A 26180-nucleotide genomic window follows, 5' to 3' on the forward strand; every position below is an offset into this window, starting at 1 on the left:
TAGGGGCCGGAGCCTGAGGAATTGATGAGGACCCGCGAGCCGCGCGGCTGACCGCCGGAGACGGGGACTATCTTCTCGCCCATGCAGCATCGCTCCCTCGGCGCCACCGGTCTGAAGGTCTCCCGCCTGGGACTCGGCACGATGACGTGGGGTCGAGCCACCGACGAGCACGAGGCCCGCGACCAGCTCATCGCCTTCGCCGAGGCCGGCGGCACGCTCGTCGACACGGCGGCCGGGTACGTCGACGGCCGCGCCGAGTCGATGGTCGGCGCGCTCATCGGCGACGTCGTCGCGCGTGACGAGATCGTGCTCGCCACCAAGGCCGGCATCTCCCGGCGCGGCGGGCAGCGCTCCATCGACACCTCTCGCGGCCACCTGCTGAGCGCGCTCGACGCCTCGCTGAAGCGGCTCGGCACCGACCACGTCGACCTGTGGCAGGTCCACGTCTGGTCCGACGAGACCCCGATCGAGGAGACCCTGACCGCCCTCGACCTCGCGCTCACCTCGGGCCGGGCGTCCTACGTGGGCATCTCGAACTACGCCGGCTGGCAGACCGCGCAGGCCGCCGCCTGGCAGCGGGCCGTGCCCGGCCGGGCGACGCTCGCGTCGACCCAGGTGCAGTACTCGCTGCTCGCCCGCGAGATCGAGTACGACGTCCTGCCGGCCGCGGCCGCCAACGGGATGGGCCTCCTGGCCTGGTCGCCGCTGGCGGGCGGCGTGCTCACCGGCAAGTACCGCACCGGGACGCCGTCGGACTCCCGCGGTGCCGATCGCGACTTCGCCGGGCGGGTCGACTCCTACCTGGACGACCGGGGCCGTGGCATCGTGGAAGCGGTGCTCAAGGCGGCCGACGGGCTGGACTGGGCACCACTGCAGGTGGCGCTCGCGTGGGTGCGCGACCGCCCCGGCGTGACGGCGCCGATCATCGGTGCCCGGACCGCCGAGCAGCTGAGGGTGGCCCTCGCCGTCGAGGAGCTCACTCTTCCCCCGGAGCTCGCCGCCGCACTCGACGACGTCTCCGCAGAGTAGGCACGAGGAGGAACCAGATGACCGCAGTCGACCGCCGCCCGCCCCGCCCCGGAGTGGAATGGGAGTTCGACACGGTCACGTATCCGCGCGACTTCCCCCGCAACGTCGTCCGGAAGCTGCTCGTCGAGCGCGCGGAGCAGGGCGGCTGGGTGCTCGACCGGGTGCGGATCGGCCATGACGGCAAGCGCCGGGTGATCCTGCGGCGCAAGATCATCCGAGCGGTCAGGACCGCCTAGGCGAGATCGAGGAACCGGTCGAACACCCGGGCACCGAACTCGAGCCCGTCGACCGGCACCCGCTCGTCCACGCCGTGGAAGAGGGCGGTGAAGTCGAGGTCCTCCGGCAGGCGCAGCGGGGCGAACCCGTATGTCCGGATCCCGAGCTTGCCGAAGTGCTTCGCGTCGGTGCCGGCCGACATCAGGTAGGGCGCGACCAGCGCGTCGGGGTCCTCGGCCAGCAGCGACCTGCTGATGGCGTCCGAGATCGCGGTGTCGGCGTACGGCGACTCCCAGGACCGCTGGTTGGTGATGAAGTCGATGTCGACGCCCTCGCCGCAGAGCTCGGCCAGCGTGGCGAAGAACTCGTCGTCGTGGCCGGGCAGGAAGCGGCCGTCGACGTGCGCGATCGCCTCGGTCGGGATGACGTTCACCTTGTAGCCCGCGCCCAGCATGGTCGGGTTGGCGACGTGCCGGAGAGTGGCGCCGATCATGCGGGCGGCCGGGCCGAACTCGGCGACCAGGTCCTCGGCGTTGTCAGGCGTCGCCTCGGTGCCGGCGAGCTCGGCGACCGACGCGAGCAGCGTCTCCATCGTCGGCGTGAGCTGGACCGGCCACTCGTGCGCCCCGATCCGTGCCACGGCCGCCGCGAGTCGCGTGACGGCGTTGTCGCGATTGATCATCGACCCGTGCCCGGCGGTCCCGCGGGCGGTCAGGCGCATCCAGGCCATGCCCTTCTCGGCGGCCTCGATGAGGTACATCCGCCGACCGCGGACCGTGGTGGAGAAGCCGCCGACCTCACCGACGGCCTCGGTGATCCCGTCGAACCGGTCGCGCAGGTCCTGGACGACCTGCTCGGAGCCTTGGTGGCCGCCGGCCTCCTCGTCGGCCAGGAAGGCGAGCGTGATCGGGCGCTCCGGCACGCGCCCGGCCCGCTGCCGCGCACGGACGACGCTGAGCACCATCGCGTCGAAGTCCTTCATGTCCACCGCGCCCCGGCCCCAGACGTAGCCGTCGTGGACCTCCGCCGCGAACGGGTCGAACCGCCAGTCCGACGCCTCGGCCGGTACGACGTCCAGGTGCCCGTGCACGAGCAGTCCGTCCGTCCGCTGGCCCCCGGTCGAGCCGGTCGATGCCCCGCCCCAGTGCGCGATCACGCTGGTGCGGCCCGGGAACGCCTCGTGCAGGTGCGACTCGATCCCGACCTCGTCGAGCAGCGCGGCGACGTACTCGGCCGCCTTCCGCTCCCCCGGCCCCGATCCGTCGCCGTAGTTGCTCGTGTCGATCCGGATCAGCTCACGGCACAGGTCGACGACCTCTCCGGCGGGGTCGACGGACGCTTCGATCGGCTCAGCCATGGGGCCAACCTACCCACCGGTCGCGACGCGGTAGGCCGCCACGGCCGTGGGCAGCGTGGGGAAGACCAGCTCGGCGCCGATGCGCTCCGGCAGGCCTGTCGTGGCCAGCTGGCCGAGCAGCTCCTGCTTGACGCGCGCGAGGCCGACGACCACACCCCGGTCGGTCAGCTCGCGGCGCAGGTCCTCCAGGGCGTCGGAGCCGGTCACGTCGATCTCGACGATCGCCTCGCAGTTGAGGACGAACCAGCGCACGCCGCCGGGCCGGGAGCTCGCTTCGTCGTAGGCGGCCAGTGCCCGGGTGCGGAAGTTCTCCGCGTTGGCGAAGAAGAGCGGCGAGTCCCAGCGGTAGACGACGAGGCCGGGCACCGGCGCGGCCAGCGGGTAGTCGTCGACGTCGTGCATGCCCGCGATCCCGGGGACGAAGCCGAGGACCGCGTCGTGCGGGCGCGCGACCCGGCGGAGCAGGTCAGCGACCGACAGGAGGATCGCGACCAGGATGCCCTCGAGGACACCGGTGACCAGGACAGCACCGGTCGTCCCGAGCGCGAGGACCAGCTCGCTGGTCCGGAAGCGCCCGAACCGGATGAGCTCGCGCGCGTCGACCAACCGGACCGCCGCGTAGACGACGACGGCGCCGAGCGCCGCCGTCGGGAACTGCTCGAGCACCGGACGGGCGAGCAGTACGGCGGCGATCGTGCCGACCAGCGTGGCGACGCCGGCCAGCTGCGACCGCCCGCCGACGGCCGCCGCGATGGCCGTCCGCGAGCCGCTGCTGCTGGACGGCAGGCCGTGGAGCAGCCCGGCGCCCAGGTTCGCCGCGCCGAGCGCCAACAGCTCGCGGCGCGGGTCCGGCTGCACGTGGCCCTCGGCGAACGCTCGCCCGGTGAGGATCGTGTCGGTGAAGGTCACGAACGCGACGCCGAGCGCCGCTGGAAGCAGCTGGCGCAGGTCGTCGAGCGGGATGTGCGGCACGCTGACCGGTGGCAGGCCGGCCGGGATCTCGCCCACGACCTCGACGCCGCGGTCGCGCAGGTCGAGGAGCGCCACGGCGGCCGTCGCGCCGAGCATCCCGAGCAGCGCCACCGGCGCCTTCGGCCAGCGCCACGCCGCCAGCAGCATCGCGACGAGCACGCTGAGACCGAGCACGACGGTCGGTCCATGGGCGTCCCCGAGGTGCGTGACGGCGTACCAGACCTCGGGGAAGAAGCCGTCGCCCTCGACGTCGATGCCGAGCACATCGCCCAGCTGCGACTGGATCATGATGAGCGCGATGCCGGTGAGGTAGCCGACGAGCACCGGCTTGGACAGCAGGTCGGCGAGCGCGGACAGCCGCCCCAGCCAGGCCACGAGGCACCAGCCGGCCGTCGCCACGGCGAGGGCGGCGGCGAACGCGGGCCGCTCGTCAGCCGGCACGGCGGCGAGCGACGTGGCGGTCATCAGCGCCGCCGTGGACTCGGGGCCGAGCGACAGCAGGCGGCCGGTGCCGAGCAGCGCGTAGCCGAGCAGGGCGCCGATGGCCGCCCACAGACCGGCGACGGCGGGTACGCCGGCCAGCTCGGCGTTGGCCATCACCTGCGGCACCAGGTAGGCCGTCACGGTGACCCCGGCGAGGACGTCGCCCCGCAGCCAGGCGCGCTGGTAGCCGCGGATCCAGGTCAGCACACCCGGACACTATCGATGGGAAGGCGACTGGGAGGGGCCCCGATTCGTGTCCCGGACGTCACGCTGCTAACGTTCTCATCGCACTCGCGCGGGTGGCGGAATAGGCAGACGCGCTAGCTTGAGGTGCTAGTCCACGTATAGTGGGTGGGGGTTCAAGTCCCCCCTCGCGCACGCGAATGCAGGGCCCCGGATCACTGATCCGGGGCCCTTTCGCTTCGTCGTGGCGCGACGCCTCAGGCGGCGACCGTCGAGGCGCCGAAGCTGAACCGGACGCCCGGGATCGCGCGCATGCGACGCCACCCCCAGTAGGTGCAGGCGCCGATGGAGAGGGCGGTGAGCCCGATGGAGAGCGCGCCGCGGGCCAGGACGGCGAAGTCGGCGCCGAAGTGCAGCGAGCCGAGGCTCAGGGCCGCATCCAGCGCCCGCGAGAGACCCCAGATCAGGGCGACCTCGATGAACATCCGCCGCACCCGCGGGTCGACCAGCAGTCGCTCGGGGAGGTGCACGAAGTCCTGCGCCAGCCGCTGGGTGATCGGTCGGCCGAGGAGTGCGGAGCCGGCGAAGACGATGCTCATCAGGAGCGAGGCCGCCACCGGCTGCAGGAGGTAGATCCAGACGCTCGTGGTGGCCAGCGCGAGCCCCGTGCGCAGCACCAGCACCCCCAGCATCATCAGCATCGTCGAGGGCAGCCGCGCGCCGACCGCACGGCGCACCAGCACGGTCAGCAGGCACCACGCGATCACGCCGACGAGCCCGGGCACGGCGCCGACCGTGCGCATCGCGACGTAGAGGATCAGGGTCGGTGCGAGAACTGCCTCGCCGAGCATGAGGAGCGCGTTGCCGACGACCTTGCCGATCCGGCCGAGCTCGATCAGGTGGTCGCTCACCTGGTCCTGGTCGTGCGGCGCGTCGAGTGTCATATGAGGTGCTCCGAGATGGATGGACGGGATACCACATGGTCCCCGAGACAGGGTCCAGCACAACACATCCGAGGCGGGTATTGGCCAATTCTCAGGGTGGGTCGGTCAGGCTCGAGTGCCTCGACCACCCAGGGGTGGCCGAGGCGCTCGAGCGTGGCGGGCCGGCCGGTCAGTGTCCGGTGACCGTGAACGACTTCGTCAGGGTCGCCGTCGACGAGTCACCGGCGTAGAGGTCGATCTGCCCCGGCTCGACGACGTACCTGCCGTTGTTGTCGTAGAAGCCGAAGTCGCTGCGGTCGACCGTGAAGGTCACGGTCCGCGACGCCCCAGGCGCCAGCGTGACCCGCTCGAAGCCCCGCAGCCGACGGACCGGCTGGGAGATGCTGGCCACCGGGTCGTGCAGGTAGAGCTGCACGACGTCGTCACCGGCCCGGCTGCCGGTGTTGGTGACCTTCATCGATGCGGTCAGGCGACCGTGCGGGCTCACCGACGTGCGGCTCAGGGTCAGGTTCGAGACCTCGAACGTCGTGTAGCTGAGCCCGAAGCCGAACGGGAACAACGGGTCGCACGTGCGCAGGTCGCGGTAGCGCGAGACGTACTTCTGCGTGACGTCGCACGGGCGACCGGTCGGCTCGTGGTTGTAGTAGATCGGGATCTGCCCGACCCGCTGCGGGAACGACACCGGGAGCTTGCCGCCCGGGTCGACCTTGCCGAACAGGACGTCGGCGGCCGCATTGCCAGCCTCGATGCCCGGGAACCACGCCTCGAGGATGGCCGGCGAGGACGCCACGACCGGTTCGAGGGTCAGCGGCCGGCCGTTGAAGAGGACCACGGCGAAGGGCTTCCCCGTCGCCTTCACGGCGTCGATGATCTTCTGCTCGTCGCCCGGCAGGGAGATGTCGGAGCGGGAGTTGGCCTCGCCGCTCATCTCCCGCGTCTCCCCCAGCGCCAGCACGACCTGGTCGGCCGACCGGGCAGCCGCGGTCACCGCGGCGAGGTCGGCGCTGCTGCAAGCGTCGTCGTCCTGGGCGTCCGGCGGGTCGACGTTCTTGCGCGTGCAGCCCTGGGTGAACGTCGTGTCGGGGTTCTGGGCCTTCAGGCCGGTGTAGAGCGACACGGCGTCCGCGTCACGTCCCTGGCCCCACCACGGACCGAGCATGTCGTGCTGGTCGTCGCCCAGCGGGCCGATGACAGCCGTCTTCTTCGCGGCACTGAACGGGAGCGTGCCGCCCTGGTTCCTCAGCAGCACCATCGACCTGCCGGCCGCCCTGCGGGCAGCCGCCCGGTCCGAGGCGGTGACGAAGCTCGCCGGGTCGGTCGCGCGGGTCTGGTCGACGTAGGGGTGCTCGAAGAGGCCGGCGCGGAACTTCACCCGCAGGATCCGGCGTACGGCGTCGTCGAGCCGCGACCTGCTGATGCGGCCGCTCGCCAGCAGCTGCGCGCCGTAGTCGCGGATGTTGGTGCTCACCATCTCCGAGTCCGTGCCGGCCATCAGCGCGTTGGCTCCGGCCTCCGGACCGTCCGCGGCCGTGCCGTGGCCGCACGGGCCCGAGTCCGGCTTCACCGGCGGGCAGGCGCGGGTCTCGGCGACGGCCGTGTAGTCGCTCTCGATGAACCCGTCGAAGCCCCACTCGTGCTTGAGGATGTCGGTCTCCGTGTGCTTGTTGGCGCACCCGGGCACGCCGTTGATGGCGTTGAACGAGCACATCACCGTGTCGGCGCCGGCGTCGACCGCCGCCTTGAACGGCGGCAGGTAGAGGTTGCGCAGCCGCTGCTCGGACATGTCGGTGGTGTTGTAGTCGCGGCCGCCCTCGGGCTGGCCGTAGGCGACGAAGTGCTTGACGCTGGTCACCACCTTGTCGGGCGCGCTGTAGCGCGGCCCCTGGGCGCCGGTGACGCGGGCGGCCGCCATCACCGAGCCGAGGTACGGGTCCTCGCCGTTGCCCTCGACGATGCGGCCCCAGCGCGGCTCGTGCGAGACGTCCACCATCGGGCTGTAGACCTGCTTGATGCCGACCGTCGCGGACTCACGGGCGCCGATCGAGGCGTCGGTGCTCGCGACCGACGGGTCGAAGGAGCTCGCCGCGCCCAGCGGGACCGGGAAGACGGTCCGGTAGCCGTGGATCGTGTCGTAGGCGAACAGGATGGGGATGTGCAGTCGTGACTGCTCGACCGCGATGTGCTGGTAGTGGTCGATCTTCGCCGGGTCGGTGAGGCTGAATACCCCGCCGACGCCCGCCTTCGCGTCGGCGTCGGTGATCTGGCCGTCGGAGAGCAGCTGCACCTGCTGCAGCTTCTCCTGGGTCGTCATCCGCGCCAGCAGGGCGTTGACCCGGGCCTCGATGCCCCGGCTCGGCGCCTTCCGTGCGGCCGCGAGGGCCGCCTCGTCGTCGGACCGCCCGTGCGTCAGCGCGCTGCTGCCGTAGGCGGTCCCTCCCAGCACCAGCGCCGCAACGGCGACGGTGCTCGCCATTCGCTTCATCGGGTTACCTCCGCGGGCGCCCTCGCACCCGGCCGGCACCCTGCCGGTCGTCCCTGACGCGGGGACCCCGCTTGCGCCCGCACCCGCGCAGGCCACCGAAGACGTGCCCCGCGGGAGCCTGGATGAAACCGCCGTCTCTGGACCGGCGTGTCACGATCGGCGGGTGGCCACCTCACCGACATCCCTCGACACCGAGGCGTTCGACGCCTTCCTCGAGGGTCTGGACTACCCCGTCTTCGTCGTCACCACCACCGACGGCCGGGAGCGGGCGGGATGTCTCGTCGGCTTCACGACGCAGGCCAGCATCGACCCGCCGCGCCTGCTCGTGTGCCTCTCCGAGACCAACCGGACGACGGCCGTCGCACTGACGGCCGACCTGCTCGCCGTGCACGTGCTCGACGGTCGCGACCACCCCCTCGCGGCCCTGTTCGGCGGCGAGACGGGCGACGAGGTGGACAAGTTCGCCGACGTTGGCTGGCACGACGGGCCGGGCGGGGTGCCGTTGCTCGACGAGTGCCCGCGGTACGTCGTCGGCCGGATCCTGGAGCGGGTGCCGCTGGGCGACCACATCGGTCACCTGCTCGCGCCGATCGCCCTCGCGGCGGGACCGGGCGGCGACCTGCTGACGTTCGAGGACGCGGCCGACATCGAGGCCGGACACCCGGCCTGACCTGGCGGGGAAAGCCCGTGCACCCGTTAGCCTCGAGGCCATGGCACGAGCACTCCTCGCCCTGGTGACCATGATCGTCCTGGTGCTGGCCGCGCAGCCGGCCGAGGCCGCGGCGCTGCCGAGCAAGGCGGTGTGGCGGGCCGACGTACGCCAGGCCATGCGGGGGTCGGACGCCTTCATCGCCCGGCGCGTGCAGCAGCCGCACGCGCGGCTGGCGATCGTCCTCGACATCGACAACACCTCGATCGCCACCCACTACGCCTGGCCCCGCCCGGTCCGCCGCACCCTCCGGTTCGCCCAGCACGCCCGCAGCCTCGGCTACGGGGTCTTCTTCGTGACCGGCCGCTACCAGGACACGCTGCCCGGCGTCCGCCCCGTCCTGCGACGAGCGGGCTACCCCATCACCGGCATGTGCGGCCGCCAGCACGGAGAGCGCCTCGTCCACAGCAAGCAGCGCTGCCGCACCCTGATCTCGCGGCGGGGATGGACGATCACCGCGAACGTCGGCAACAGCCGCACCGACCTCATCGGCGGGAGCTTCGAGCGTGGCTTCAAGCTGCCGAGCTACGGCGGCCAGCTCAGCTGAGCCCCGGTCAGCGCCCGTACGGCGTCGGGAACCGCTGCCCCGGCAGGTCCGGACCGAGCATCGCGACCAGGTCCGCCAGTGTGTCGAACGGCGTCAGGGTCTCCTCGTCCACAGCGTTCTCGACGCGCTGGGAGTCGACCTGCCGGTCGCGGCGGCGGGACGAGCGCCGGCCGAGGCGCTCCTCGGCCATGTCGGTGAGCACGGTCACCTCGGCGCCCATGAGGATGAGCTGGTCGTAGGCCGGGTGGCGGCGGACCACGCCGCCACCCGCCTCGTACTGCACGAGGAAGTCCACGAGCCGCTCCGCCTGGGGCAGCAGGTCCGCCACGCGGGACAGCGCCGCAGGCGGCACGCCCAGCTCGACGAGCACCGCCGCGCCGTCCCGGACGGTCTCGTAGGCGTCGGCGAGGTCGGTGCGGATGAGCCGCCCACCCGGGCGGCGTGCGTCGAAGTAGTCCTGGGACCGGTCGAGCGTCGAGAACCCGGCGACGAGGAACCCGACCGTCGCGGCCGCGACGAGCGCGTCGGACATCAACCCGTGGTCGGGACGGCCGGCGATCGTGGTCGCGATGAGCACCACGATCACGGCGCACACGGCGGTGACCGCGAAGGTCAGGATCGGCACCCACACCGCGGCGGACTGCTCGATCTCCCGGCCGCGCGCCAGCTCGCTCGGCGAGTGGACGACCCGCTTCAGGCTGTGGACGTAACGCGCGACACGGACGCGCTCCCGGACGCGCTGGGCGAACTCACCGTGGGTGTCGATCGGGTCGAAGGCCTCGACGATCTCGGGAACGGCATCCGCGCCGTCGACCGTCACCTCGACGGTCGCGTCGAGGGCCGCCTCGTCCTCCGCCGGCTCCGCGGACTCGGACAGCGCGGGGACCACCCAGGCGTGGGCACGCAGGGGCTCCGGGGGCGGACGGTCGGGCACGCGTCCCTGATCGGCAGGCCGCGGGCCGGGTTGAGCCGGTTTCACGGGCGTCGGACCGGGCCGGCCGCGGCGCCAGCGTTGGCGCATCGCTGACCGACCCGATCCGCGAGCGGCGGCCCGGGCGCCCCATCGTCCAGTCCGCCGCTCTGGTGTCTTAACGGGGCCGCTCGTGAGCGGTTACGTCGACCGCTGGTCGATCACCCATTCTGGGTATGGCCCCGGACCGATACCGTGAGCCCGTGCCGATCACCCGCGGATTCTCGGGCCGTCCCCGTCGTGGGCGCCCCGACCGGCTGCCGCCGGGCCAGTACGACACCGGCGCCGACTGGCCGACGCTGACCGCCGAGGTCACCCCGCACCTCGTGCCCGACGAGTGGACGATGACCGTCGACGGGCTCGTCGAGAACCCCCACACGTGGTCGTGGCGCGACGTCCACGCACTCCCCGGGTCGACGTACTTCGGCGACATCCACTGCGTCACGACGTGGTCCAAGCTCGACGTGACGTTCGGCGGGGTCAGTGTCGACACGCTGCTCGACATCGCGCGGCCGCGGCCCGAGGCGGCGTTCGTCATGGCGCACTCCACCACCGGCTACACGACGAACCTCCCGCTCGAGGACGTGCGGGGCGGCAAGGCCTGGCTCGTCTGGGAGTACGACGGCCGCCCGCTGCCCGTGGAGCACGGCGGCCCCGTCCGGCTGCTGGTGCCGCACCTCTACTTCTGGAAGTCGGCCAAGTGGGTCACCCGGCTCGAGCTGATGGATCGCGACCGGCCGGGCTTCTGGGAGCAGAACGGCTACCACGACCGCGGCGACCCGTGGCTCGAGCAGCGCTACCAGGGCGACCCGTGACCGGCGAGCTCGTCGACACGCGCGCCCCGGCCGGTGGATGGACGACCGGCACCCTCGTCGAGATGGACCGCAACGACCGGCTGGTGCGGCTGCGGCTCGACGTGCCCGACCGGGTCGACCACCTGCCCGGCCAGCATTACGTGCTGCGGCTCCGTGCCGAGGACGGCTACACGGCGTCGCGGTCCTACTCGGTCGCCTCCGACCCGGGCGACCCGCTGCTCGAGCTGATGGTGGAGTGCCTGCCCGGCGGCGAGGTCTCCGGCTTCCTGCACGACGAGGCCCGCCCGGGTGACGTGTTCGAGCTGCGGGGGCCGATCGGCGGCTGGTTCACCTGGAGCGGCGACGTACCCGTCGTCTGCTTCGGCGGTGGGACCGGCGTGGTGCCGTTCGTCTCGATGCTGCGACACGCACGCAGGATCGGCGCCGAGCGCCTGATCCGGGTGTGCGCCGTCGGGCGCAGCCTGGCGTCCCTCCCCTACTCCGAGGAGCTCCGCGCGGCCGGCGCGTTCGTCGCCCTCACCCGCGAGAACCTCGACGGACGGGTCGCGGCGCCGCCGTACCTCGACGAGCTCGAGCCGCTCGTCGCCGGCGCCGAGCGTGCCTACGTCTGCGGCTCCGTCGGCTTCGCGTCGTACGCGACGCGGCTGCTCGGCGAGGCGGGCGTGCGCGCCGACGCCATCAGGGTCGAGCAGTTCGGCGCCACGGGCTGACCCTAGGATCGGGGACGTGACCTTCCGGCTGGGCTTCGTGACAGGGGCGACGCCCGACAAGTGGGCCCGGACCTGGCGCGAGCGCTCGAAGGAGCGGCTCGAGGTCGTCCCGCTCACCGAGGCGGAGCAGGAGCCGGCCCTGCGGGGCGGCGAGGTCGACATGGCGATCGTGCGACTGCCGGTCGATCGTGACGGGCTCCACCTGATCAAGCTCTACGAGGAGGTGCCGGTCGTCGTCCTTGGGCGCGAGCACTACCTCTCGCTCGCGGACGAGGTCACCCTCGACGAGCTCGCCGAGGAGCAGCTCGTGCTGCCACATCGCTCCGGCTGGACGCCTCGGGTCGAGCAGCTGGCCTGGCCGCCGATGAGCGAGAAGGACGCCGTGGAGACGGTCGCCGCCGGCACCGGGATCGCGATCGTGCCGATGTCGGTCGCCCGGTTGTTCCACCGCAAGGACGTCGTGCACCTGCCCGTGCGTGACGTCGAGCCGACCACCGTCGGGCTGGCATGGGCGGTCGATCGCGACGACGAGCGCACCCAGACCTTCGTCGGCATCGTCCGCGGTCGGACCGCCAACTCCTCGCGTCGGTGACCTCCCTACGCTGTCCGGCATGAGCCTGCCGAGTCCCGCCACCCCCGCCGAGCTGTCCGCACGCGCCGAGCGCGGCCTGCTGGACCGCCTCGGGGCCACCGCCACCGTGGTCGGCTGGGCGCCCGGGCGGGTGAACCTCATCGGCGAGCACACCGACTACAACGGGGGTCTCGTCCTCCCCGTCGCACTCCCCCACGCCACCGCCGCGGCGGCCGTACGGCGCGACGACGACCGGGTCCGGCTCTCCAGCGCACAGGCGGGCGACACCTGGAGCGGCACCGTCGACGACCTCGCGCCCGGGCGGGTGACCGGCTGGGCGTCGTACGCCGGCGGGGTGCTGTGGGCGCTGCGCGAGGCCGGGTTCGACGTCCCGGGCCTCGACCTCCACGTCCACGGCACCGTCCCGCTCGGCGCGGGCCTGTCCAGCTCCGCGTCGATCGAGTGCTCGGTCGCGTTCGCCGTCCTCGGCCTGCTCGGCGTGGAGCCCGACCTCGCGACCCGGCGCGCGGTCGTCGACGCCTGCATCAAGGCCGAGACCGAGGTCGCCGGCGCGCCGACGGGCGGGATGGACCAGACGATCTCGGTGTTCGCCGAGGCCGGTACCGCGCTCCTCATCGACTTCACCGCCCACGCCCACCAGACGGTGCAGCTCGCACTCGACGACCGCCGGGTGCTGGTCACGGACACCCGGGTCTCGCACGAGCTGACCGACGGCGGCTACGGCACGCGCCGGCAGGACTGCGAGGAGGCGGCTCGCGCGCTGGGCGTCGCGACCCTTCGTGACGCGACGCTCGACGACGTCACCCGGCTCACCGACGAACGGGTCGCGCGCCGGGCCCGGCACGTCGTCACGGAGACGGCGCGGGTGCCGCTCGCCGTCGAGGCACTCGCCTCGGCCGACTGGTCCCGGCTCGGCGAGCTGTTCGCCGCCTCCCACGCCTCGATGCGCGACGACTTCGAGATCTCGACGCCGGAGCTCGACCTCGCCGTGGCGACCGCCGTCGCGTCGGGCGCCGACGCCGCCCGGATGACCGGCGGCGGGTTCGGCGGCTCCATCGTCGCGATCGTGCCGTCGACGCAGGTCGACCGGGTGGTCGCCGCCCTCGACGACGCCTTCGCGGACGCCGGCCTGAAGGCGCCCGCGCACCTGCTCGCCGACCCGTCCGGCGGTGCCGTGATCCTGCCCTGATCGCGCCTTCGGGCCACGCGTGGGGGTGGACCGAGCGGGTACTGGAGCGATCCCCGAGTGGAGGAATGATTCACATGGTCCATCCGGTCAAGACACCCCTCGGCGCGGTGCGCGCCGTCACCCACGTCTCGCTGCAGGTGGTTCGCCACCCGCGCCGTACCGTCGCCGATGCTGCCGCGATGGGTCGCGGCCTGCTCGGGACGGTCGTCAGCGGCCTGCGGCCGGAGCAGCACCCGGTCGTCGTGAACATGGACGAGGCGGTCGCCGAGCCGGCGCCCGCCGCGCAGCGGATGACCGCCAAGAGGCAGGGCGATCCGGTGGCCGATGCAGCGAGCGACGCCGGAGGCGGTGCCGCGGCTGAGGCCCCCGCCGACGTTCCCGCCGACGTCCCTGCCGACGTCCCCGCTGCGGCATCGGTCGAGACCCCGGAGACTCCCGCCGAGTCGGCGCCTCAGCGCGAGCAGGTGGTCACGGAGCCGTCGAGCGTGACGGCGGCCGGCGACGACGAGGAGATCCCCTCGCCCGCCGTACAGCCGACGGACGAGGACATCGAGGTGACCACGCCGGTCGGGACCACGGGCGCGGGACCGGGGTTCAACCCCGCCACGGGCGAGTCCGACCTGCAGCAGCCAGGGACGGAGCCGCTCATGGACCCGTCCACGACGAAGCGGATCAAGAAGGAGACCGACACGCTCCGCAAGGCGAGCGACCAGCGGAAGGACTGAGGCTGCGCGTCCGGGTGGCTGCCCGGGGGCGTGACTGTTCGTCGAGGTATGCAGCCGAGTCGTCACTTCCCGTGCGGAACTCCGCCGGGGAGGTGCGCATTCGTCTGCATACCTCGACGAACAGTCAGAGCGCCGGGGCGCCCCGTCACAGGTGGTCGGCGAGCCACGCCCCGAGCGCCCGGGCACTGACGTCGACCAGCTGCGGCCAGTCCATCGACGCCTCGTCGGCTCGGTCGGAGACGTGCTTGACCAGCCGGACGGGCACGCCCGCCTGCTGCGCGGCCCACGCGACGGCGTACCCCTCCATGTCGACGAGGTCGGCGACCGCGGCGAGGCCCGCGCGCACGACCGGGTCGGTCACGAACAGGTCGCCGGTCGCGAGGCGGAGCCCGTCGGCGGGCAGGTCGAGCCACTCCTGCGGGTCGACGCCGAGCTGGCGCAGCAGGCCGGCGGAGAGGTCGTGGTTGAGCACGCTGCCGATCTCGTGCAGTCCCTCGAGGTGGTCGTGGAGCGCTCCGGCGGACCCGATGTTGACCACCTGGTCGATGCCGCCGTCGGAGGCCAGCGCACGCGCGACCGCCGCGGCGGCCGGCACCTTCCCGATGCCGGTGACGAGCACCGCGGCTCCGCCGGGGACGTACGCCGCCTCCTGCGGGGTCGCCGACACGACGAGGAGTGTCATGCCGGCGACCCTAAGGGCTACCTCAGCTCGGCCGACGTGATGCCCAGCACCCGGCGCGCGACGATCAGCTGCTGGATCTGCTGGGTGCCCTCGAAGATGTCGAGGATCTTGGAGTCGCGCGCCCACTTCTCGAGCAGCTCGTGCTCCTCGTAGCCGACCGTCGAGCACAGCTCCACGCAGGAGAGCGTGACGTCGGAGCCGACCCGGCCCGCCTTGGCCTTGGCCATGGAAGCCTCGAGGGAGTTGGGCTTCTGGTTGTCGGCCATCCACGCCGCCTGGAGCATGAGCAGGTAGGCACCCTCCCAGTCCGACTCGAGCTGGAGGAGCTTCGCGGCGGCGGCCGACTGGGTGACCGCCGGGCGGTCGTAGTCGACGACGACCCCTGCCTTCTCCAGCAGGTCGCGGGTCAGGTCGAGGGCGGCGCGGGCGCAGCCGATCGCCATCGAGGCCACGATCGGGCGGGTGTTGTCGAACGTCGCCATCGCGCCCGCGAAGCCCTGCTTGGTGTCGACCTCGGGGCTGCCGAGCAGGTTCTCGGCGGGCACGCGGCAGTCGGTGAACGTGATGACCGCGGTGTCGGAGGCGCGGATGCCGAGCTTCTGCTCCAGCCGCTCCACCTTCAGGCCCGGCGTGCCCTTCGGGACCACGAAGGACTTGATCGCCGCCCGGCCGAGCGACTTGTCGAGCGTCGCCCACACGACGACCGCGTCCGAGCGCTCACCGGAGGTGACGAAGATCTTCTCGCCGTTGAGGACGTAGTGGTCGCCGTCCTTCACCGCCGTCGTCGACACCTGCGCCGAGTCGGAGCCGAACGCCGGCTCCGTGATCGCCATCGAGGCCCACGTGCCCTTGAACCGCTCCTGCTGCTCGTCGTCGGCGACGCTCGCGATGGCCGAGTTGCCGAGGCCCTGGCGCGGCATCGAGAGCAGCAGCCCGACATCGCCCCAGCACATCTCGGCCACGGTCATCACCGAGGCGAGGTTGGAGCCGTTGCGGTTGCCGGTGGAGCCGTCGTCGGTCCGCCGTACGCCGGCCGCGCCGGCGCCCTCCGACGTCCCCGACTGCTCCAGCCCGTCGGCCATGGCCGCGAGCATGTCGAGCTCCTTGGGGTACTCGTGCTCGGCGCGGTCGTACTTGCGCGAGATCGGCCGCAGCATGTTCATCGCGACCTGGTGGACCTGCTCGCGCAGCGGTCGGAACCGCTTCGGATCGTCGAGATTGATCGGCATCAGACGAGCACCGCACCTTCCATGATCCCGATCGCGCGCAGGTCGCGGTACCAGCGCTCGACGGGGTGTTCCTTGACGAAGCCGTGGCCGCCGAGCAGCTGGACGCCGTCGAGGCCGATCTTCATGCCCTTGTCGGCGCACAGCTTGCGGGCCAGCGCGATCTCCCGTGTCGCGTCCTTGCCGCGGGCGACGAGCGAGGCCGCCTTGTAGGTCACCAGCCGCATCGCCTGCAGCTCGATCGCGATGTCGGCGACCATGAACGCCACCGCCTGGCGGTGCGCGATCGGCTCGCCGAACGCCTGCCGCTCCTTGACGTAGGGCGTCACGTAGTCGAGCACCGCCTGCGCCGTGCCCAGCGCCAGTGCGCACCAGGCGAGCCGCGAGAAGCGCACGCACTCGGCGTACGTCGACCCGTCGGTCTCGCCGAGCACGGACCCTTCGGCGAGCTCGACGTCGGTGAGCGTCAGTGTGGTCAGCCCGGCGGCACGGACGCCCATCGCGGGGTCGCCCTCGACGGCCAGGCCCGGCGTGCTGGACTCGACGAGGAACAGCACCGGCCGCCCGTCGAGCTGCGCTCCGACGACGAAGAGCTCGGCGTCGGAGCCGCGGGCGACGAGCGCCTTGGTGCCGTTGAGCACGTAGCCGCTCGCCCGCCGCACGGCGGTGGTCCTCGGCGCCAGGACGTCGAACAGCACCGCCGGCTCGGCGAGCGCGAGCGACGCCGCCGGCACGCCCTTCTCGGACGGCTCGGTGAACGCCGGCAGGTAGGTCTGCTGCTGCTCGTCGCTGCCCCACAGGGCGAGTGCCGTGGCGACCGCGCCCGGCGCCAGCACCGAGACGGCCAGCCCCAGGTCCCCGTGGGCGAGCGCCTCGGCGACCAGGGTGCCGGCGACGGCCGAACGCGTCTCCGCGATGCCGCCGAGCGACTCCGGCACGCCCAGGATGGGCAGCCCGATCTCCAGCGACGACGACAGGACCTCCTCCGGCGTGCTGCAGGCGTCGTCGGCCGCGGCCGCGGCCGGGCGGAGCAGCTCGGTCGCGAAGTCGGTGACGACGTCGACGAGCATCTGCTCTTCCTCGGTCGGCGTCAGGTCGAAGAGGCCGTCGCCGCTCGCGCCCGGCACGCGTGCGCCGGGCTTGCCGCTGGTGCCGGCCCTCTTGAACCGGCGCCCGGCGGCGGCGACCACCTTGAAGCCGCTGCTCGTGGTCGTGAAGACCGCCTGCTCTGCCTGCTTGCGCAGCCCCACCCGGTCGAGCAGGTCGCTCTGGGCGAGCCGGTTGAGACCTGCCACGAGGTACCCGATGGGGTCGCGGCTCTCTGCGGACGGCACGCCGTGGCGGCCACCGCCCTTGAGATTGTTCAGGAGGGACATGCGGCTACTGTAACTACGAGTTACACACCGGTCTACAGTCACCGGGGTGCGGCAGGTCACACGAGTCCGCGCCGGTAGGCTGCCGGCCATGCCTGACCCGGAGAACGCACCCGAGCACACGCCGTACGGCCCGCTTCCCGAGGGCGGCACCGTCCGCCCGATGACCCGCTGGGGCACCGACGTCATGCACCGGCCGCAGCAGCAGGTCACGGTCTTCGACGACACGCTCCGCCGGCTCGCGGCCGACATGGTCGCCACGATGTACGCCGCCGACGGGGTCGGCCTCGCCGCGTGCCAGATCGGCGAGGACGTCGCCATGTTCGTCTTCGACTGCCCCGACGAGTCGGGCGAGCGGTGGGCCGGCGTCGTCTGCAATCCCGTGGTGACGCTCCCCGAGGGCCGCGACCGCGTCCTCGACGACGACCTCGAGGGCTGCCTGTCCTACCCGGGCGCGTTCGTGTCCTGCGCGCGCCCCGACCATGCCCGCGTCGACGGCGTCGGGCTCACCGGCGAGCCGGTGATGTTCGAGGGCGACGGGCTCCTCGCGCGCTGCCTGCAGCACGAGACCGACCACACCCAGGGCACCGTCTTCGGTGACCGGATCTCCGACCGCAACCGCAAGAAGCTGCGCAAGGAGCACGAGAAGCTGGCCGCCGACTTCCCGCCCTCATGGCCGGCCTCCGAGTCCGCCTGATGTCAGTCATGGCTACCTGATGGCAGAGCTCGTCGACGTCGACTCCCCCGACGACCCGCGGCTCGCCGACTACCGCGACCTGCGCGACGTCGAGCTCCGCAAGTCGATCGAGGCGGCCGAGGGCCTCTTCCTGGCCGAGGGCGCCAAGGTCGTACGCCGGGCTGTCGAGGCCGGCTTCACGCCGCGGTCGTTCCTCATGGCGCCGCGGTGGCTCGCCGGCCTGGCCGACGTACTCGAGGCGTCCGACGCGCCCTGCTACGTCGTCTCGGAGGCGCTCGCCGAGCAGGTGACCGGCTTCCACGTGCACCGCGGCGCGCTGGCCTCGCTGGCCCGACGCCCGCTGCCGTCGCTGGAGTCCGTGCTCATGGCTGCACGGTCGGTCCTGGTGCTCGAGGACATCGTCGACCACACCAACGTGGGCGCGATCTTCCGCTGTGCGGCGGGGCTGGGCTTCGACGCCGTGCTGCTCGCGCCGCGCTGCGCCGACCCGCTCTACCGCCGCTCGATCAAGGTCGCGATGGGAACCGTCTTCTCGGTGCCGTGGACGCGGCTGCCCGACTGGTACGACGCCCTCCCCACGCTCGAGTCGCTCGGCTTCACCACCGTCGCGCTGACGCTTGCGCCCGACTCGGTCGACATCGAGTCGGCCGTCGCCGGCCTCGACAAGGTGGCGCTGGTCCTCGGCTCCGAGGGGCACGGGCTCTCCACCCACTGGGAACAGGCGGCGTCGCGGCGCGCGATCATCCCGATGTCCGCCGGCGTGGACTCACTCAACGTCGCCGCCGCGACCGCCGTGGCCTGCTACGTGACCGCTCGGCGCTGACCGGCGGCCTCACACCGCGGTCAGCAGGACGACGACGACCGCGATCGCGACCATGACCGCCCACGTGGCCGCGACGATCAGCACCGCTCGGCGCCGGCGCGCGCGGCGCTCCTCGGGCGTCATGGCGCCACGCGCCCGCCGGCCGGTCCGCGGGTCGGTGACCCGGCCGCCCGGCCGCGCGACCGGGAATCCGGCGATGACGCGCTCCGCCTCCTCGGCGGTCAACGACGGCTGGCGGACCAGGGCCCCGTCGAGCCACTCGGATCCGAAGTATCCGAAACACATCTCGAGGCGCTCGGTCACGACCGCGACCCGCTCGGAGTCCGAGGCGTCGCTCGGCAGGCCACGGAGGCCGGCGGCCACCGCGGCGAAGCACTCCTGGTCGTAGAGCGTCGACTCGTGGGTCCACAGGTGCACGAGGCACTGGGCCACCAGCATCCGGTCCGACCAGCCCGCGCGTTCCTGGGCTCGCTGTGCCGCTTCAGCGGCATCAGCCGGGTAGCCGTTCTGCATGTGACCCCCTCCACACTCGAGCCGTCAGCCCGGGTACCCCGCCTCGCGCCTTCGCAGTATCCCGTCATCGGCCTCGTCGGTCGGTCAATCGACGATCTCGCCGACGCCGTAGTAGAGGTCTCCGGCGACCACCTTCGCGCTCGAAGGCGGGACGTGGGCGGTCAGCCCGGCGTCGTGGCCGATGTGCCACACCGGCCACCCGTGCAGCAGGACCACCGCGTCGCTGATCAGACGGCGATGACACCGCCACCACAGGGTCTCGCTGCACATGACCGCGGTGGCGGCACCGCCGGCCCGTGCCAGCAGCGCGGCCAGCCCCAGCCTGAACTCCTCGGTACGCATGTGGGCTGCGTACGCGCGGAAGGCAGGCACGCGCCACCAGTCGTCGACGGCATCGTCCTGTCCCGACCGCAGTCGCCGGCGGCCCCCGAGCCGGGGTTCCCAGTCGTACTGCACCCCTCCCGCCGGCATCCACGCGCTCATCGCGTCCCGAGCCATCGACGGGTCGCGCCGGCTCCCAGGGAAGCGGCGTACGTCGACGACCAGCTCGACGCCGAGGTCGGTGAGCAGCGCCAGCAGCTGCGCCGGCGTCGCGGTTCCGTGCCCGACGGTGAGCAGTCGTCTCGCTTCGGCCCGAGTCATGCCCCTCGGTGCCCATCCACCCGGGTTCCGCGCCATCGGCGCCGGCGCCCTAGAGTCGCGCGCGTGCTCGATCGGGGACCGACCTACGCCGTGGCGGCCGCTGCGCTCGGGGCGATCTTCACGCTGACCGCCTGTGGGTCCGACACCTCGGCAGCGCCCGGGAGGACAGCGACGCCCGCTCCGGATCGGCCGCCGCTCAGCGCCGGCCCACCGAGCGAGTCGGAGCTCTCGTCGGGGTGGGACCAGACTCCCGACGGCCCGCCGCCGGCGCCGGCCGCCGCGCTGTCCGACGCGGCGCTGACGAAGCTCCTGCGCACTCGCGCCTCGACCCCGGACGGTCCGAAGAGCTGCAGGACCGCCGACGTCGGGGCCGTGCTGTCCGGCTTCGACGCGGCACTCGGGCACCGCTACACCTCCCTGGTCGTGACGAACGCGTCCTCACGCACCTGCGTCGTGGCGGGGGTGCCGGGCGTCGGTGCGCGGGGCGAGCGGGGGCACCGCTTCACCCTCACCGTCGAGAGGGGTACGTCGACCTCGGGCGTCAGCGAGCCCGTGGTGCTGGCGCCCGGCGACCAGGCCCAGGCGCTGGTGGAGTGGACCGGCGAGCTGGCCGGTCACGACGCCGAGCGGGCCTCGCTCCTCGTGGTCCAGCTCGCGTCGGGCCAGGTCCCGGTCCGGGTGCCGGCCCGCATCACCGGCTTGCCTGCCGGGGAGGACGACGCACTCGACGTCGGCATGCTCACCACCCTCCGGCTGGGGCCGTTCGAGCACCGGCCCTGATCCCGCTCCGGGTTGGATCAGGGGCGCCCGCGCTCCGCGGTGGCGTACCGTGGAGTGGTCTCTTCCGTGTGTGCAGCCTTCCGACCCATCGACGTGCAACGGCGCAAGGAGACCCATGTCGAACCCGATCCTGGAGGTGCACCACCTCACGAAGGCCTACGGCCGGAAGGTGGCGGTCGATGACGTCTCCTTCTCCGTGGCGGCCGGCGAGATCTTCGGCATCCTCGGCCCCAACGGCTCCGGCAAGTCGACCGCCGTCGAGTGCGTCGCCGGCCTGCGCAGAGCCGACGGGGGCGAGATCCGCCTCCTCGGCATCGACCCGCAAGCGCAACCGGAGCTCATCCGGGAGCACGTCGGCGTCCAGTTCCAGGAGGCGGGCCTCCACGACAAGATCACCGTGCGTGAGGCGCTCACGCTCTTCGCGAGCTTCTACGAGGCACCGGCCGACGTCGAGGATCTCCTCAGCGTGCTCGACCTGAGGGACAAGCGCGACGCCCGGTACAAGAGCCTCTCCGGCGGTCAGAAGCAGCGCCTGTCCATCGCGCTGGCGCTGGTCGGGAACCCGCAGATCGCCATCCTCGACGAGCTGTCCACGGGCCTCGACCCGCAGGCACGTCGTACGACGTGGGACGTGGTCCGACGAGAGCGCGAGGCCGGCGCCACCGTGCTGCTGGTCACCCACTTCATGGAAGAGGCCGAGCGACTGTGCGACCGGGTGATCATCATCGACCACGGCCGCATCATCGCCGAAGGATCTCCGCAGGACCTGATCGACTCCGTCGACGACGCGCGGAGCCTCGAGGACGTCTTCGTCGCCCTCACGCCCAGGCCCGGGACGGCCTCGACCACCAAGAAGGGTGCGCGACGATGAGCACCGCGATCCGCTCGCAGCGGGCCGGCATCTCCGCGCTGCGCACGCGCGGCTTCGGGCGCCTCGTCCTGGCGGAGGGGAAGGTCTGGTTGCGAGGCAGCGAGCTGTTCTGGGTGCTGCTGTTCCCGACCGTGCTGCTCCTCGGCCAGGCGGCGATCGCGCCGGAGCTGCGCGAGCTGGCCACCGGCGACACCTGGGCCGGCACGCCGTTCTACGGCGTCGCGGTCATCAACGTCATCCTGCCGGCGATGCTCGCCGTGCCGATCGCGATCACCGCACTCCTCGTCATGCCCGCCACCTTCGGCGGCTTCCGCGAGAAGGGCATCCTGAAGCGGTTCTCGGCCACCCCCATGCGCCCGCAGTCGATGTTCGCGGCGCACTTCATGATCAACGTCGCGATGGCACTGGCCGGGGCGCTGATCGCCGTGGTCGTCACGTCGGCCCTGTTCAAGATCGTCCGACCGGACAACGTCGCCATGGTGGTGCTCGGGTTCGTGCTCGGCATGGCCGCGATGATGGCGCTCGGCTCCTTGATCTCCGCCCGCGTGGCCCGGGCCTCGACCGGTACGGCCATCGGCAACGTCATCATCTTCCCGCTCCTCCTCACCGCCGGCATCTTCACCGTCAGCGAGCCCGGCACCTGGCTCTACGAGGTCGCGCGTGTCACGCCGGTGGGGGCGGCCTCCCAGCTCATGTCGTACGGCTGGTTCGGCGGCGACACCTTCCCGTGGGTCCAGATCGTCGCCATGGTCGCGTGGACGGTCGTGCTCACGCCACTGGCCGTCAAGCTGTTCAAGTGGCAGTGAGCCTGGCGCTGCCAGGACCCGCCGCTCAGCCGATCGCGATCCGTCCGTCGGTGGCGTAGGTGAAGGGATCGCTGAGTCCCCGGACGTAGGCGACGAGCGGCACCAGCTCGGCGTCGGCGGTCTGGACGATGTCGCCGGCCTTCTCGAGCACGGTGAACCCGTCACCACCGCCGACCATGAAGGAGTTCGCGGTGCCCGTGTAGGTCACCGAGTCCGAGTCCGGGATCGGTGTCGAGCTGTCTCCCGGCGAGCCGAGCCAGACGCCGGTGATCGAGCCGGCGACCTGCGTCCCGGTGTAGGTGAAGTGCAGGCCGGAGACCTGCATGATCCCACCGGTCCCGGCGGCCAGCTGCTGGCCGAGCAGGTCCCACACCTGGGCACCGGTGAGCGTGAACGTGTCGAGGTAGTCGTCCTGGAACGGCTGCATCGTGAAGAGTGCCCCGTAGGTGACCGGGCCCGCGAGCAGGCCGGCCCGCACCGACCCGGTGTTCACGAAAGCGAGCTGGGTTCCGGCGTAGGCGCGCTGCGCGTCGGCGATCAGGTCTCCGGCGGGCGACTCCCCCGCCGGGGTGGCGCCGCCCTCCCGCTGCGACGGGACGTCGGCGGCCGCGTGGTTGATCACCTCCTGCGTGACCGGGTTCGTCGCCTGGACCGCTGCATCGACGACCGCCTGCACCCGCGGGTCGGGCGTCACCGGCGTGCCGAGCGGGTCGGTCGAGCGGGGCGGCTGGGCCTGCCAGGCCATCCGCACCCTGCCCCAGCTCGCCGCGATCGTGCCGGCCCGTCGGTCCAGCAGGAGGTGGACCTGGTCGAAGGCCCGCGAGTACGACGACGCCTGCACGACGAGCCGGCCGCCGATCCTGGCGTCGAGGACCGTGTGGCTGTGCCCGGCGATGACGACCTTGACGGCCGGGTCGAGCTTGCGAGTGATGGCGGCGATCGGGTCGCCGACGGTTCCCACCGGGTAGGTGGTCTGGGTGCCGCCCTCGTGGATCACCGCGACGAACGCATGCACGCCCTGGCGCTGCAGCTGGCGCACGTACCCGTTGATGGCGGTGGCCTCGGCGGTGAAGTGCACGCCGTCGGTGCCACCGGTGGTGACGATGGACGGGGTGGTCACCGTGGTCGCGCCGATGAACGCGACGGGGACGCCGCCGACGCGCCGGACGACGTACGGCCGGAGCAGCGGGCGGCCGGTCGCGTTGCTGATCACGTTCGCGTCGACCACCGGGAAGTCCAGCCCGTCGAACCGCACGCTCGGGTCGACGGTGGACCGGCCGCCGTTGACCTGCCTGAGCATCTCCGGGACACCGCGGTCGAACTCGTGGTTGCCGAGCGTCCCGACGTCGACGTGCATGAGGTCGAGCGCGTCGAGGGTCGGCTTGTCGCGCAGGAGCGCCGACTCCGGCGGGCTCGCGCCGACCATGTCCCCGGCCTCGACGGTGACCGTGTTCCGCTCCTCCGCGCGTGCCTGCTTCAGGTAGGTCGCCAGCACCCCGAGCCCGCCCGCTGCGTCCTTGACCCCGGTGAACGGGTCGGTCTGGGTGAGGCCCTTCCCGGTGATGTTGCCGTGGACGTCGTTGATCCCGAGCAGCTGACCGGTGACGTACCTCTGGCCGCGCTTCAGGATGGAGGTGAGCACCCGGCCCTGCGCCTGCAGCGGCGGGTCGAAGCCGCCGAGCACCGCCAGCGTCGGCGCGAGGTCGACCGCCCGGACACCCGTGACGGCGTCACGGTGGGCGACGTCGGGCCCGCCGGCGACGAAGGCGGCGTGCATGTTGATGTTGTGCGCCAGGTCGACCTGGTCGGGCAGGTAGCCGTGCTGGCCGAAGAACAGCGAGGGCGCCACCAGCGTGCCCACCGTCGCCCCGTCGAACTGGTACGGCGGCTTGGCGATGACGACGACGTCGCCGGTGCGCGTCGGGTTGAGCGAGTCGGAGCCGTCGACGTCGGCCATCTGCGCCTTGGTCAGCACCTTCTCGATGATCTCCTGCCCGGTCGCCGGGTCGGTGAGCGAGCGGTAGGCGTCGACGATCCGCTGCACGGTCGCGCCGTAGTCGGCTGCAGGGAGGACGCCGTCCGGGTTGCGACCCTTGAGGGACAGGTAGATCTGGGACGTACCGCCCGCCTCGCACTGCTTGGCGACCGTGCCGCCGGGGGCGCTCGCCGCGGCCGGCCGACAGTTGCCGGTCTGCTCGACGTCTTGCAGGCCGAGCTGCTTGAGCGGCAGGGCGCCGTCGATCGCCAGCCACTGCGGGGCGAAGCCGTGGTCGGCGCTGGCGAGGATGTCGGCGTCGCTGCCGAGGTAGCGGCGGACGAGGCCGAGCTGTGCGTCGGCGCTCGCGTAGGCGCCGGCGAGGTAGGCCTCGCGCTGCTGGATCCGACCGTCGCGCGGGCCGGTGCCCTTGACGCGGTCGTAGTAGGGGTTCGACGAGCCGTCGGGCGCCGTGCGGGTCAGCAGTCCGATGATCTGGTGGCTCACCTCGTCGGTCTCGTCGGTGCCGGCGAGGAGCACGTCGGTGTCGGGCTGCAGCTCGGTGAGGACGTACTTCAGGACCGCCGACTCGTACGCGTGGTTGAGGCCGACGGTCTGCTCGAACCACGTGTCCTCGTCGACGAGGCCCGACTCCTCCGGCGCGAAGTCGCCGAAGACGGCGGGCGGCAGGTGGTCGTTGATGTACTTGGCCAGCTTGTCCTCTCCAGGCGCACCGGCCGGCAGGGCGTCGCACGCGGCCGTCGCGCAGTGGGCGTTGGCGCGGGTGACCGACGTGAAGTAGAGACCGAACCTCGACAGGTCCGGCGCCAGCGTCATGAGCTTGACGTAGAAGCCGGCGGTCTCGCCCGCGGCGGCGCCGGTCAGCGTGATCTTGACCGGGCTGTACTTCCCGGGCACCAGGGTGGCCGCGGCCTGGCCGCCGTCCTTGCCGTCACCGGCCGGGACGAGCAGCGCCCGGTCGTAGCCACCGGCCCCGGCGGCGTACACGTAGACGTCGAAGACGCGATCCGGGTTCACCGCGGCGGAGCTCGACTTCACCAGGAGCTGGGTCTGCTGCGCCGGCCGTGCGCTCGCCGGCACGTTGCTCCAGCCGGTCGCCGGGGTGAAGGCCGCGACCTGATAGCTCAGCCCGAACTTCGCGGCCCCGGCCTGCTTCGTCGCGTCGGCCGGGGTCTCGAGCACGCCGCGGGTGGAGTAGAAGGTGTCGTAGTCGACGGTCGGGCCGTTGATGTTGGCGTTGAGCCCGCCGGTGAAGTCGACCTGGGCGACGGTCTTGCCGGCGGCCTCCGCCGCCGAGGCCACCGACTGCGCCTCGAGGACGTTGGTCGGGTCGGTGCCGGGGCCGGCCCCGTTGCCGTGGAACGAGAAGGAGTCGCTCGCCGTGAACGGCTGCCGGTTGTCGAAGAACGTGTTGTTGGTGCTGCCGTGCACGCCGGGCCACGCGCCGGTCGCGAGCGTGTACCAGCCCTGGCCGGTGTTGGGCGGGAAGCCCTGCGTCAGGCCGTTGGCGCCGGTCGCGCCCTGTCGCATGAGCGAGGCGTACGTCGGCATCCGACCCTCGCGGGCGTACTTCTGCATGAGGTCGGGCCGCATGCCGTCGGCTCCGAACAGCACGACCGGATGGTCGTGGCTCGAGCCGGAGGAAGGCGCGGGTGGCCGTTCGGCGTGTCCGTGACCCGCGACGGCGGCGGTCGGGACGGCCAGGAGGGCCGAGACCAACAGGGCGACAGGCGTGGCGCGACGGAACACCGAGACCTCCCGAGTCATGGGCTCGCTCAGAGCCGGGTCTCACACAACTCCCGGCCCGGCCGTCGCGTCAATGACCAGATGTCGTGAAGAGTCCCGCGA

Annotated in this window: 25 protein-coding genes and 1 tRNA gene; 15 read left to right on the plus strand and 11 right to left on the minus strand. The window is 72.3% G+C overall.

Annotated elements, in window-relative coordinates:
- Nucleotides 1-81 precede the first annotated feature (81 nt).
- Together QDS12_RS16160 and QDS12_RS16165 are read left to right on the plus strand one after the other, a co-directional pair.
- Nucleotides 82-1029 carry an aldo/keto reductase gene (locus QDS12_RS16160; protein ID WP_279880732.1) on the plus strand — a complete coding sequence of 316 codons (948 nt, stop codon included), beginning with the start codon at nucleotides 82-84 and terminating at the stop codon, nucleotides 1027-1029.
- Nucleotides 1030-1046: 17 nt separating this feature from the next.
- Complete coding sequence (locus QDS12_RS16165) at nucleotides 1047-1265, plus strand: DUF5703 family protein (protein WP_279880735.1); 219 nt, start codon at nucleotides 1047-1049, stop codon at nucleotides 1263-1265.
- On the opposite strand, the gene QDS12_RS16170 is transcribed toward QDS12_RS16165, so the two are convergent.
- Both QDS12_RS16170 and QDS12_RS16175 read right to left on the minus strand, forming a co-directional pair.
- A complete protein-coding gene (locus QDS12_RS16170) occupies nucleotides 1262-2602 on the minus strand; it encodes a M20/M25/M40 family metallo-hydrolase (RefSeq protein WP_279880737.1) in 1341 nt (446 codons plus the stop codon). The genes QDS12_RS16165 and QDS12_RS16170 overlap by 4 nt on opposite strands.
- A 9-nt stretch (nucleotides 2603-2611) precedes the next feature.
- A complete protein-coding gene (locus QDS12_RS16175; protein ID WP_279880739.1) occupies nucleotides 2612-4264 on the minus strand; it encodes a SulP family inorganic anion transporter in 1653 nt (550 codons plus the stop codon).
- 86 nt (nucleotides 4265-4350) lie between these two features.
- Here QDS12_RS16175 and QDS12_RS16180 point away from each other — a divergent pair.
- Nucleotides 4351-4435, plus strand: a tRNA-Leu gene (locus QDS12_RS16180).
- A 62-nt stretch (nucleotides 4436-4497) separates the two neighbouring features.
- On the opposite strand, the gene QDS12_RS16185 is transcribed toward QDS12_RS16180, so the two are convergent.
- A complete protein-coding gene (locus tag QDS12_RS16185) occupies nucleotides 4498-5184 on the minus strand; it encodes a hypothetical protein (RefSeq protein WP_279880741.1) in 687 nt (228 codons plus the stop codon).
- Nucleotides 5185-5353: 169 nt separating this feature from the next.
- Nucleotides 5354-7666 (minus strand): beta-glucosidase BglX, encoded by a 2313-nt coding sequence (gene bglX / locus QDS12_RS16190; RefSeq protein ID WP_279880743.1) that lies wholly within the window; start codon nucleotides 7664-7666, stop codon nucleotides 5354-5356.
- Nucleotides 7667-7829: 163 nt separating this feature from the next.
- On the opposite strand from bglX, the gene QDS12_RS16195 reads away from it, so the two are divergent.
- Together QDS12_RS16195 and QDS12_RS16200 are read left to right on the plus strand one after the other, a co-directional pair.
- A complete protein-coding gene (locus QDS12_RS16195; protein ID WP_279880745.1) occupies nucleotides 7830-8336 on the plus strand; it encodes a flavin reductase family protein in 507 nt (168 codons plus the stop codon).
- 40 nt (nucleotides 8337-8376) lie between these two features.
- Nucleotides 8377-8922, plus strand: a complete 546-nt coding sequence (locus tag QDS12_RS16200; protein WP_279880747.1) for an HAD family acid phosphatase — start codon at nucleotides 8377-8379, stop codon at nucleotides 8920-8922.
- 7 nt (nucleotides 8923-8929) lie between these two features.
- Here QDS12_RS16200 and QDS12_RS16205 read toward each other — a convergent pair whose 3' ends face one another.
- On the minus strand, nucleotides 8930-9856 hold the full coding sequence (locus QDS12_RS16205; protein WP_279880749.1) for a hypothetical protein: 927 nt from the start codon (nucleotides 9854-9856) through the stop codon (nucleotides 8930-8932).
- 239 nt (nucleotides 9857-10095) lie between these two features.
- Between QDS12_RS16205 and QDS12_RS16210 the strand changes: the two genes are divergently transcribed.
- The 5 genes from QDS12_RS16210 to QDS12_RS16230 all read left to right on the plus strand — a co-directional run bounded on the left by QDS12_RS16210 (nucleotide 10096) and on the right by QDS12_RS16230 (nucleotide 13923).
- Nucleotides 10096-10707, plus strand: coding sequence for a sulfite oxidase-like oxidoreductase (locus QDS12_RS16210; protein WP_279880752.1), 612 nt, complete (start codon nucleotides 10096-10098; stop codon nucleotides 10705-10707).
- On the plus strand, nucleotides 10704-11417 hold the full coding sequence (locus tag QDS12_RS16215) for an FAD-binding oxidoreductase (RefSeq protein ID WP_279880755.1): 714 nt from the start codon (nucleotides 10704-10706) through the stop codon (nucleotides 11415-11417). Before QDS12_RS16210 ends, QDS12_RS16215 begins: the two co-directional genes overlap by 4 nt.
- Nucleotides 11418-11433: 16 nt before the next feature.
- Nucleotides 11434-12009, plus strand: coding sequence for a LysR family substrate-binding domain-containing protein (locus QDS12_RS16220; RefSeq protein WP_279880757.1), 576 nt, complete (start codon nucleotides 11434-11436; stop codon nucleotides 12007-12009).
- Nucleotides 12010-12028: 19 nt separating this feature from the next.
- On the plus strand, nucleotides 12029-13198 hold the full coding sequence (galK, locus tag QDS12_RS16225) for a galactokinase (protein ID WP_279880759.1): 1170 nt from the start codon (nucleotides 12029-12031) through the stop codon (nucleotides 13196-13198).
- Between the two features lie 74 nt (nucleotides 13199-13272).
- The gene (locus tag QDS12_RS16230) at nucleotides 13273-13923 is read left to right on the plus strand and encodes a hypothetical protein (protein ID WP_279880761.1); all 651 of its coding nucleotides are present in this window, start codon (nucleotides 13273-13275) and stop codon (nucleotides 13921-13923) included.
- 145 nt (nucleotides 13924-14068) lie between these two features.
- Here the strand turns inward: QDS12_RS16230 and QDS12_RS16235 are convergent, their stop codons facing one another.
- From QDS12_RS16235 to QDS12_RS16245, 3 genes are read right to left on the minus strand one after another with little or no spacing between them, the layout of a single operon-like run.
- A complete protein-coding gene (locus QDS12_RS16235) occupies nucleotides 14069-14605 on the minus strand; it encodes a nucleosidase (protein WP_279880764.1) in 537 nt (178 codons plus the stop codon).
- A 17-nt stretch (nucleotides 14606-14622) separates the two neighbouring features.
- Nucleotides 14623-15834, minus strand: a complete 1212-nt coding sequence (locus tag QDS12_RS16240; RefSeq protein WP_279880766.1) for an acyl-CoA dehydrogenase family protein — start codon at nucleotides 15832-15834, stop codon at nucleotides 14623-14625.
- Nucleotides 15834-17207, minus strand: a complete 1374-nt coding sequence (locus QDS12_RS16245) for an acyl-CoA dehydrogenase family protein (RefSeq protein WP_279880769.1) — start codon at nucleotides 17205-17207, stop codon at nucleotides 15834-15836. Before QDS12_RS16245 ends, QDS12_RS16240 begins: the two co-directional genes overlap by 1 nt.
- 88 nt (nucleotides 17208-17295) lie before the next feature.
- On the opposite strand from QDS12_RS16245, the gene def reads away from it, so the two are divergent.
- On the plus strand, nucleotides 17296-17901 hold the full coding sequence (gene def / locus QDS12_RS16250) for a peptide deformylase (RefSeq protein WP_279880771.1): 606 nt from the start codon (nucleotides 17296-17298) through the stop codon (nucleotides 17899-17901).
- A gap of 19 nt (nucleotides 17902-17920) precedes the next feature.
- On the plus strand, nucleotides 17921-18724 hold the full coding sequence (locus QDS12_RS16255; RefSeq protein WP_279880773.1) for an RNA methyltransferase: 804 nt from the start codon (nucleotides 17921-17923) through the stop codon (nucleotides 18722-18724).
- A 9-nt stretch (nucleotides 18725-18733) separates the two neighbouring features.
- Here the strand turns inward: QDS12_RS16255 and QDS12_RS16260 are convergent, their stop codons facing one another.
- Together QDS12_RS16260 and QDS12_RS16265 are read right to left on the minus strand one after the other, a co-directional pair.
- Nucleotides 18734-19237 carry a hypothetical protein gene (locus QDS12_RS16260; RefSeq protein WP_279880776.1) on the minus strand — a complete coding sequence of 168 codons (504 nt, stop codon included), beginning with the start codon at nucleotides 19235-19237 and terminating at the stop codon, nucleotides 18734-18736.
- A gap of 84 nt (nucleotides 19238-19321) precedes the next feature.
- Nucleotides 19322-19879 (minus strand): DUF488 domain-containing protein, encoded by a 558-nt coding sequence (locus tag QDS12_RS16265; protein ID WP_279880779.1) that lies wholly within the window; start codon nucleotides 19877-19879, stop codon nucleotides 19322-19324.
- A gap of 63 nt (nucleotides 19880-19942) precedes the next feature.
- Between QDS12_RS16265 and QDS12_RS16270 the strand changes: the two genes are divergently transcribed.
- The 3 genes from QDS12_RS16270 to QDS12_RS16280 all read left to right on the plus strand — a co-directional run bounded on the left by QDS12_RS16270 (nucleotide 19943) and on the right by QDS12_RS16280 (nucleotide 22336).
- Nucleotides 19943-20659 (plus strand): DUF4232 domain-containing protein, encoded by a 717-nt coding sequence (locus tag QDS12_RS16270; protein WP_279880781.1) that lies wholly within the window; start codon nucleotides 19943-19945, stop codon nucleotides 20657-20659.
- A gap of 115 nt (nucleotides 20660-20774) precedes the next feature.
- Nucleotides 20775-21530: an ABC transporter ATP-binding protein gene (locus QDS12_RS16275; protein ID WP_279880783.1), complete on the plus strand. Its 756-nt coding sequence runs from the start codon at nucleotides 20775-20777 to the stop codon at nucleotides 21528-21530.
- A complete protein-coding gene (locus tag QDS12_RS16280; protein WP_279880786.1) occupies nucleotides 21527-22336 on the plus strand; it encodes an ABC transporter permease in 810 nt (269 codons plus the stop codon). Before QDS12_RS16275 ends, QDS12_RS16280 begins: the two co-directional genes overlap by 4 nt.
- Nucleotides 22337-22361: 25 nt before the next feature.
- On the opposite strand, the gene QDS12_RS16285 is transcribed toward QDS12_RS16280, so the two are convergent.
- Nucleotides 22362-26099, minus strand: a complete 3738-nt coding sequence (locus QDS12_RS16285; protein WP_279880788.1) for a 5'-nucleotidase C-terminal domain-containing protein — start codon at nucleotides 26097-26099, stop codon at nucleotides 22362-22364.
- Between the last annotated feature and the right edge of the window lie 81 nt (nucleotides 26100-26180).

It is taken from the genome of Nocardioides sp. CER19, from assembly GCF_029846275.1.
Lineage (GTDB): Bacteria > Actinomycetota > Actinomycetes > Propionibacteriales > Nocardioidaceae > Nocardioides.